General features: G+C 42.9%; 3 protein-coding genes. All 3 read left to right on the top strand.

All coding sequences use genetic code 11. From position 1 onward, the window contains the following. Positions 1–473 precede the first annotated feature (473 nt). Entirely contained in the window at positions 474–3,608 is a 3,135-nt protein-coding gene (locus QZZ43_RS04005) for a glycoside hydrolase family 2 TIM barrel-domain containing protein (RefSeq protein ID WP_291856497.1), read from the top strand. A 376-nt stretch (positions 3,609–3,984) separates the two neighbouring features. Then, positions 3,985–5,292: a BNR-4 repeat-containing protein gene (locus QZZ43_RS04000; protein ID WP_291856496.1), complete on the top strand. Its 1,308-nt coding sequence runs from the start codon at positions 3,985–3,987 to the stop codon at positions 5,290–5,292. A 253-nt stretch (positions 5,293–5,545) separates the two neighbouring features. Beyond that, positions 5,546–9,643 carry a two-component regulator propeller domain-containing protein gene (locus QZZ43_RS03995; RefSeq protein ID WP_291856494.1) on the top strand — a complete coding sequence of 1,366 codons (4,098 nt, stop codon included), beginning with the start codon at positions 5,546–5,548 and terminating at the stop codon, positions 9,641–9,643. Positions 9,644–9,860: the final 217 nt, after the last annotated feature.

The following is a 9,860-nucleotide window of genomic DNA, read 5'->3' as shown; positions in this document are numbered from 1 at the left end:
ACAACAACCTGAAATTAAAAGTGGGGCTGCTGACTTTTTCAGCAGCCCCTAATTAACCGGACACCAGTAATTGTCTCACCAGCGCAATGACCAGAAATCTTGGCTTTTGCTGGATGACAGGACAAAACGGACTACCCAAAAATAGTTTTTGTGGTTTTTTGGGCCACCCAAAACCTTACAAACCTTAATTCGGGGTTTTCGTTTTTTTTTGCGATGCCAAAAAGGAAAATGAAAAGAAAACAAAATGTGGTGCTGCTGACTTTTTTTAGCAGCACCTTAATGATTCAGGGATCGTTAAAGGGATACTTCTGTAGAATTCAGAAAATCAGGGAGGAGTGAAAAAGTGCTACTTTTTGCAGGATTTTTAATAATGGTCTTGTCCATAAAAGTATATTTTAGTGCTTTTAACGATTTTCTTAATCTATTGTCAAATCTCAAAAAATCTGACGAGCGAATTCACCAAATTTCAAATTATGAAAAGGACATTTTTATCTTCCCTTGTTACGTTTCTGATGTTTTCCGGTTTATGGGCCCAACCTTCGGAAATTGAGAATCCGGAGGTGTTTGCCATCAATAAAGAAGTTCCCCGGGCTTCAGGAATGGTTTATCCTTCGGAGCTGATGGCATTGCAGAACAACTACGAATCTTCACCTTATTACAAGCTTTTGAACGGTCAGTGGAAATTTAACTGGTCTCCCAATCCTGCGCAAAGACCGACAGATTTTTATCTGGAAAAATACAATGTTGACCATTGGGATGATATTTCTGTCCCTTCCAACTGGGAGCTGGAAGGTTATGGTACGCCGATTTACACCAATGTGAGATATCCTTTCCCGGCGGAGCCTCCACATATTCCTGTTGATGACAACCCGGTAGGGTCTTACCGTCGCACATTCGATATTCCCCAATCCTGGGACAATCGCAGGGTTTTTATTCATTTTGAGGCAGGCACCTCCGGGATGTTTGTCTGGGTGAATGGTGAGAAAGTGGGATACAGCCAGGTGTCCAAGTCGCCTGTAGAATTCGATATTACTCCCTACATCCGCCAAGGAGAGAATACCCTAGCCGTTGAGGTTTATCGCTGGACAGATGGCAGTTATCTGGAGGACCAGGACTTTTGGCGTTTGAGTGGCATCGAAAGGGATGTTTACCTCTATGCAGCCGCTAATTCTCATATTTCTGATTTTTTTGTCACTTCCGGACTCGACAGCAATTACTTAAATGGGTTGCTGAATGCCTCTGTAACCATCAAAAACTATAAAGAAAAGAGTTTTCAAGGTGTTCTGGAAGTTGGTTTGTATGATGACCTGGACCGGAAGATTTTTCAGGATTCCCGGAATGTCAGGATTGGAGGTGAAAAAGAAACCGACCTGAACATCAAGGGCGAAATCAACAAGCCTGCATTGTGGAGTGGAGAAACACCTAATCTTTATTCGGTGGTTATCACCCTGAAAGATGAAGCAGGCGCTACTATAGAATCAACCAGTACCCGAACCGGGTTCAGAAGCGTAGAAATCAAAGATGGTCAGTTGAGAGTTAACGGAAAGCGCATCATGGTAAAGGGCGTAAACCTTCACGAGCATGACCCGTTGACTGGTCACTATGTACCCCGCGAAACATTGCTTCAGGATATCAAAGTGATGAAAGCGCACAACATTAATTCCATCCGAACCAGCCATTACCCGCATTCTGTTGATTTATACGAACTGTGTGATGAATACGGAATGTATGTGGTTGACGAGGCCAATATCGAAACGCATGGTATGGGGGCTGAGTTGCAGGGGTGGTTTAACAAAGACCGTCACCCTGCCTATCTGCCTCAGTGGGAGGCTGCCCATATTGACCGAATCAAGAGACTGGTTGAGTGGGATAAAAACCATCCTTCTGTGATTATCTGGAGTTTGGGCAATGAGTGTGGAAACGGACCGGTGTTTTTTGAAGCGTACGAGTGGATCAAACACCGGGATAAAACCCGACTGGTACAGTTTGAGCAGGCAGGACAGCAAGAGAATACCGACATTGTTTGTCCCATGTATCCATCTATCAACTACATGATGGAATATGCTGCCCGTGAGGATGTGGACCGCCCTTTCATAATGTGTGAGTATGCGCACGCCATGGGGAACAGCACCGGAAATTTTAAAGAGTACTGGGACATCATCAATGGTTCGGCCAATATGCAGGGCGGTTTTATCTGGGACTGGGTAGATCAGGGCTTGCTTTCAGCCGATGGCAATGGAAGGGAATTCTATGGCTATGGCGGCGACCTGGGAAGTGGTCATCTGTACAATGATGCGAACTTTTGTCTCAATGGGTTGGTAAATCCCGACCGGACTCCGCACCCCGGTCTGAATGAAGTAAAGAAAATCTATCAGGATATATCTTTTTCATCTGTAAACCCTGAAAATGGAGTGATTCAGGTGGAGAATAATTTTGCTTTTTCTTCGCTTAACGGTTTTGATTTTAAATGGGAATTGCTTGAAAACGGTGAAAAAAAGAAAACCGGAGATTTCCAAGTATCCGCAAAGCCGGGTGAAAGCGATGAAGTTTCTTTGCCAATATCAGGCGTTGATTTTACCAGAGAAGGAAAAGAATATCAGTTGAACGTGTTTGCTTACACGGCCCATGAAAAACCTCTTCTGCCTGCCGGTTTGGAGGTGGCACGTGAGCAGTTTTTGCTTAATCAGGATGCCTGGTTTGCAGAGGTTTCGCAATCAGCAGAAAAAGCAACTTTTGATGTGGAAGAAGATGAGCACTCACTGACGGTTTCCGGGGATAACTTCAGCATAAGATTGGATAAGCGATGGGGAACCCTTGCTGAGTACAGCGTCGATGGCAACAGGTTGCTTCAACGCGGGCCTCAGCCAGATTTCTGGCGTGCGCCAATCGACAATGACTTTGGCAATAATTTTCAGAAGCAAGCCAATGTATGGCGACTTGCAGGACAAAACAAGCAGGTGAAGGAGGTTCATGTGGAGCAAGCGGAATCTTCTGTTAAGTTGGATGTTTTGTTTCGTTTAAATGATGTGGATTCGGATTACAGAATCGTTTACACTGTTCTTCCCGGAGGAGCTGTAAAGGTAGATGTGTCGTGGAAGGCAGGCCGGGACGGACTTCCCGAGTTGCCCCGCTTCGGAATGGAGATGGTAGTGCCAGCAGGCTTCGATCAGTTTACCTGGTATGGACGTGGCCCCTGGGAGAACTATTCTGACCGGAAAAGCAGTGCTTTGCTGGGGGTTTACAGTGGTGATGTTGCGGAACAGTATTACCCGTATATTCGGCCTCAGGAAAATGGAAACAAAACCGATGTACGCTGGCTGACCCTTACCAACGAAAAGGGATTTGGCCTTAAAATATCAGGTATCCAGCCATTAAATATTACGGCATTGCACATCCCTTGTGTGGATTTTGACCCCGGCGCAGAGAAAAAACAACGCCACACTATTGACATCTATCCCCGTGGGGAGATTTACCTCAATGTTGATTTGGCCCAGCGGGGATTGGGAGGCGATAACAGCTGGGGGGCTTTGCCTCATGACCAATACAGATTGCTGGATGACAAATATCATTACAGTTATGTTATTGAACCGGTAGAATTGGATCGCTAGATTTTTTTGTTTCTTTTTGGAGCAATGCCAAAAAGAAAATCAATAAAGAAATTAAAAATTGGTATGCTGGCTTTTTCAGCAGCCCCTAATTAAAAGTATAATTATTGGCTGTAGTATATAATTGCGAGACCGGTGAGGCACAAAATCGGGAGAAGCAATCCCAGGTAGGATTAAAGATTTCTATGGGTATGGTATTAATATCCTGTCAGTGAATGAAATAGTGTTATCAACGCATAATTAAATTATAGCCTTATAATTGTTGTTAAAAAAATTGGTCAATAGGCCTTTGCAAAATTGTAGAAAAACCTGAAATGCTTATATGCCTTGTATGGTTTTACTCTTTTTTTCGGGCCTATGGCCTTTAAACTTGAATGTTATGCAGAAAAATATAAACCGGTTCGTTTTGGTTTTGCTGGTGCTAAGCTTTGGCTGCCAATCCCCTAAAAGCTCAATACAGGTTGTTGACGAAGATGCCGCCTGGTGCTGGTTTTCCGATCCAAGAGCCATTAAACTAAATCAGCATGATGAGGCCGGACTGATATCCGGGGGAGTTGCCAAAGACGGTTCTGTAGTGGCATTTTCTTACAATTCCGCACTGCAAAAGATTGAACGGGGAATTATTCACCCGCAACTGGAAAAAGACGACCACAACAATCCTGCGTTTTTGGAATTGCCCGATGGGAAAATCCTTGCATTTTATACCCGTCATCACAATAAAGAACTTTTTGTTTCGGGCACAACGAAGCCGGGGGATATTACTGACTGGGAGCAACCTCAGCAAATTAATATTTCAAATCCTGCGGAGGCGGAAATTTATGGAACTCCTTACTATACCTATGCCAATCCGTTTTTGTTGTCATCCGAAGAGAACCGGATATATCTTTTTGGTCGCTGGATGGGATTCAAACCAACGATGATTTGGAGTGACGACCTGGGCAAAACGTGGAGTAACAGCCGTGTGGTCGTTTGTCCTCAGCCATTTGATGCTGGCAATCGTCCTTACGTAAAGTACTTTTCTGATGGGAGCAAACGCATCCACATCACTTTTACGGATGGTCATCCGCGGAATGAACCCGCCAACAGTGTTTACTATGCTTATTATGAGAATGGGGCTTTTTATCGTGCCGATGGAGCACTGATATGCCCGGTGGATAGTCTTCCTTTTGAGCCCGGTGATGCTACGTTGGTTTACCAGGGCAATAAAGAGCAGGGACGCGCATGGGTATATGATATGAAGGCCGATGAGCAGGGAAATCCTGTGATTGCTTATGCCCGGTATCCTACTGAGCAGGATCATATTTATCGATATGCCCGCTATGATGGAAACAAATGGCAGAATGTTGACATCTGTAATTCGGGCAAGTGGTTTCCTGAAACGCCGGAAGGTGAAAAGGAGCGGGAGCCACATTACTCTGGTGGATTGGTCATTGATGGGAACAATCTTTCTGAGGTGTATCTTTCCAGGCAGGTAAATGGCATCTTTGAAATAGAGAAATGGCGAATTAATGGCAACGGGAGTTGGAGCCAGGAAGCAGTAACCCGGAACTCTGAGTTGGATCAGGTAAGGCCTTTTGTGCCCTGGTGGAGCTCAGGTGAAACGGCTGATGTTCTCTGGATGGAAAACGAAAAATATGTGCACTATACGGATTATGAATCGCGGATAAAAATGCTGGTCAGGGAGTGAATTTGGTTGAAGAAAATCAATATATCCCCGTGCTCAGAGGTATCGTTTCTGTTGGAGATTAGGGATTGTGCCGAAATAACTTGCCGCTTTATACTTGTTCTTTTGCTCTTTAACTTCCTTGAAAATCCATTAAATAGCTCGCTATTCGCAGCATTTTCAAGTAGGTAAAGAAAAAAATAACTTCGTTAAATCTGTCAATTTATTTCATTACAAACCCTTAGTAGATTTGACATCGCATTAATTCAAAGTCATTATGTGGATTCGGCTTTTTCTTGTTTTTTTTGGTATTTATATTTCAGCAGGTGTTTCTGGTCAGAAGTTATATGATTTTGATGCGTTAACTATTGAAGATGGTTTTACCAGCAGCCGTGCCAACGTGTTCATGCAGGATTCGCATGGTTATATATGGATTGGCAACTGGAACGGATTAAATCGGTACGATGGGTACGAGGTTAAAGTTTACAAACCCAGGTTTCATGACTCAACTACGATCAGTAACCGGGAGGTGGTTTCTTTGCTGGAAAGCAGAAATGGAAACATCTGGATTGGTACATCGGATGGATTAAATTGTCTGAATCCGCGAAATGATCAAATCAGGACTTTTGAGTTTCATAACAGAATTCTTGCACTGCATGAGGATACAGAAGGGCATATATGGATAGGAACTATCGGTGATGGTTTGTACAGGCTAAATCCTGAAACCGGCTTTCAGGAGCATTTTTTTGCAGTTGGTGGTATTCGTGATATTTATGAAGACAGGCATCAGAATCTTTGGCTGGCTTCCAACTTCGGGCTCATCAGCTTTGACCCTGAAACGGGATCCTACCAGCGATATGTACCCGGCGAAGACCCAACGGATGGGCCGGCGAATTCAACCATCAATCAGATAGTAAAAGGAAAAGGCGATGATTTATGGGTTGGAACCTGGGGCGGAGGACTAAGCAGGGTTACCCTGCATGACAATCGTGACAGTATAAAGTTTGTAAATTATAAGATCAATAATTCTTCTATCTCCTCGGATGTAGTTTTTCGGTTGTTTTATGATGACTTCCAGAATTTATGGATTGGGACCTGGAATGAAGGTCTTTGTCTTTTACCGCCCGAAGAACAGGAAAAAAGTGCTTCCGAGGCCTCTTTTCAGGTTTTTAAGAGCAACATAAGCAATCCATACAGTATTTCGGATAACAATATTACCGCGCTATTTGTGGATCGTTCCGGGTTGCTGTGGGTAGGCAGTACAAAAATTGACAGAACCTGTGTTGTTGCAAAGGGGATGAATCGTTATAATACATGCCTGATAACGAATGGAACGGTTACCCGGAATACTGTACGTTCTTTTGCCGGTGAAAAAAACGATTTGTGGGTGGGAACTTACAGAAAGTTAAGCCTTTACAATAGGGATGGCACTCAATTGAAAGAGTCTCAAAAACTCATGCCTATCGCCTATAAATACAAGGGTATTGACTTCCGTTCTTACTCTGTTTTGGCATTAGAGAAGACCAAAAATGGCTTATGGATAGGAACAGATGAGGCCGGGTTATTATTTTTCCGTGGAGCCCGCGCCTATGATTTTGTTGGTGATTTTCAATTCTTTAATACAGAAACAGAATTATCCCTTCCGGGCAACAAGGTTAATTCCATTGTGCAATCAAGTGTTAATCCGCAGTGGGTTTATGTAGGAACACAGCAGTCGGGTTTTGCAAAATTAACTATGAGTCCTGATTATGAGGTAATTGAAACTAAAAAGTTTGTTGCTGATAATGGGGCCGCAGCGTTGAGTGATAACAATATCAGGGCTCTTCTGGAAGATTCTGCCGGACGATTGTGGATTGGTACGCAAAACGGATTGAATTGCTACTATCCGGAGACCGACGAAATTGTCAGTTATTTTTATGACAATTCCGATGAAACCACCATTAACGATAATGTCATTAATGTGCTTTTTGAAGATGGAAAAAACAACTTGTGGGTTGGAACCAATTCCGGTCTCAATAAAATCATAGCAAATCACTCTGCCGGCGAAAAGTTCTCGTTTAAAGGTTTTCCGTCACAGGATCGCATCGGAAACGAGTTGGTAACGAATATTCTGGCTGATAAAAAAGAAAACCTATGGGTTGGTTTTTATCGTGGAATGGTGGTTTTTGACACAGAAACAGAACAGGTGGATAGTGTTTTGCTGCTTAGCGAGTATCAAAGAACCATAGTGGAGATCAACTCAGCATATTCTGCTTCTGATGGTTCATTCTTTTTGGGGGGAGGTAATGGTATTTTTGCTTTTCATCCTGATCGACTAAAAATCGGGTCTGCACCTCCGGTGGTTGAAATCACTGATTTTCTGGTTTTCAATGAGCGTGTGAATGCTTCGGCAGGAACTGATGGCAACCAGGATTTAAGGCTGGACAGTGCGCTTCATATATCCTATAAAGATGATGTCTGCACTTTTGTTTTTTCTGCCATGGATTTTAAATCTCCGCTGAAAAACACCTATTCTTATATGCTTGAAGGGTTTGATAAGGATTGGAATCAGGTGGGGAATCGAAATACCGCCACCTATACCAATCTGCCTTCCGGAGAATATACTTTTAAAGTCAGGGCGGCCAACAGCGATGGAATCCGGAGCCGAAAAGCAACAACGATTGGTTTACTGGTTTCTACTCCATGGTGGAAATCGTCTTTCGCTTATGCCGGGTATGGCTTGGTTTTGTTTGGATTACTCTATTTTTTCAAGGCTTATTCCATTGTGGAGGCCAAAGAGAAAGGGGAAATGCTGATTGAAAAAGTCAGGTATGAAAAGGAAAACGAACTGAATGTTATGAAAAGTCAGTTCTTTACCAATATTACACACGAATTCAGAACTCCTCTGACGCTTATTCTCGGGCCTGCCCAAGAATTAAGCAACCGACACGATTTGCAGGGGACTGTAAAGAATCAGATTACTCTGATTCAGCGAAACGCTCAACGTTTATTGAGACTGGTGAATCAACTGATGGAATTTAGCAAAATAGAACGCGAAACCATAGACCTAATTCTGGATGAATGTAACGTCAATAAGATCTTAAATGAGTTGTATGATTCATTCTCCGGTCTGGCCGCTTCGCGGAGTTTCGACTTTAAGGTTCAACAGCCGGAAGAGGAAATCATAGCAAACCTGGATAAGGATAAATTTGAGAGAATTTTTTTTAATTTGGTTTCTAATGCATTTAAGTACTCCGATGATGGTGGTTCCGTGATTGTAAAGACCAGGATTGGTGAGACTTCCAAATTAACGAAAGATTTAATTGTTGAAGTGATTGATGAGGGTTATGGGATATCCTCTGAAAATCAGGAGAAAGTGTTTGACCGGTTTTATCAGGTGCATGACAATCCCACTCAAAGTACAGGGGGAGTCGGGCTTTACCTTACCCGTATTTTTGTAGAGCAGCATGGAGGGTATATAGAACTTGAAAGTGAACCCGAAAAGGGTAGCTGTTTCCGGGTGGTTATTCCTTTTCAAGAGGCTATTCCCAAACAACAAAACATTCAGGGGAAAGAGTTAAAATCTCCGGACTCAATGGTTGTGCCACCTTTGAAAACAGATAAACCCCTGGTGTTGGTGGTTGAAGATGACTCGGAATTATGTGACTTTTTGATTGGCGGATTGTCGGCCGATTTTGAAGTTAAAGTAGCTCACAACGGATTAAAAGGTTTGGAGAAAATTCATGAAGTATTCCCGGATATTATTGTTTCAGACATTATGATGCCCGGTATGGATGGATTTGAAATGACCAAAAAGCTGCGAAAGGATGTTTCGATTTCTCATATTCCGGTAGTTTTTCTTACTGCTAAAACCATGCGCGAAGATGAGATAAGCGGGTTGAAACTTGGTGCAGTGGATTACATCTACAAACCATTTGATATGGTGGCTTTAAAATTGAAAATCCGGAATATTCTGGAAACCCGCCGGCAAATGCAGGAGAGTTTGAGGAAAACTCAGCTTCTGCAACCCAAACAAATTAAACTGCCTTCCCTGGATGAAAAATTCCTGACCACTGCTACGAAGGCCGTTAATAAACACCTGGACAATTCTTCTCTTGACGTTGATTTGTTGAGCCGGGAAGTGGGGATGAGTGCCAACCAGACTTACCGGAAAATAAAAGCACTTACCGGCCAGACAGCCAAAGAATTTATCCGGAATCAGCGCTTGAAAGTTGCAGCGGACTTATTGTTGCAAAAGAAAAAAACCATCTCTGAGATTATCTACATGGTTGGATTTTCCAGTCCTTCCTATTTCACCAGATGCTTTAAAGATTATTTCGGTTCAACTCCTTCGGATTATATTCAAATATGTGAGAAAAAAGAGTTGGAGGATTAAGGCAGAGGTGTTGTAAGAGGTCATTCCGTTTTTCATAAATCCAGTTCAATAATGCTGAGTGATGGGAACAAATTGTATCCAATTGTTAATTTTCTCCTGTTGCTTTTTGCTTTGCTCTAATTTAATTAGTGTTTATTTCAACCGAGATTGCTTCGGGCATAGCCCTCGCAATGACGGAACGTACCGATAACAGAGAAGAGGTTGGCAGATGGCAGAG

This window comes from Marinilabilia sp. (genome assembly GCF_016278715.1).
Lineage (GTDB): Bacteria > Bacteroidota > Bacteroidia > Bacteroidales > Marinilabiliaceae > Marinilabilia.
Note: the sequence above shows the minus strand (reverse complement) of the source record. Positions and strands in the feature narration are given on the sequence as shown.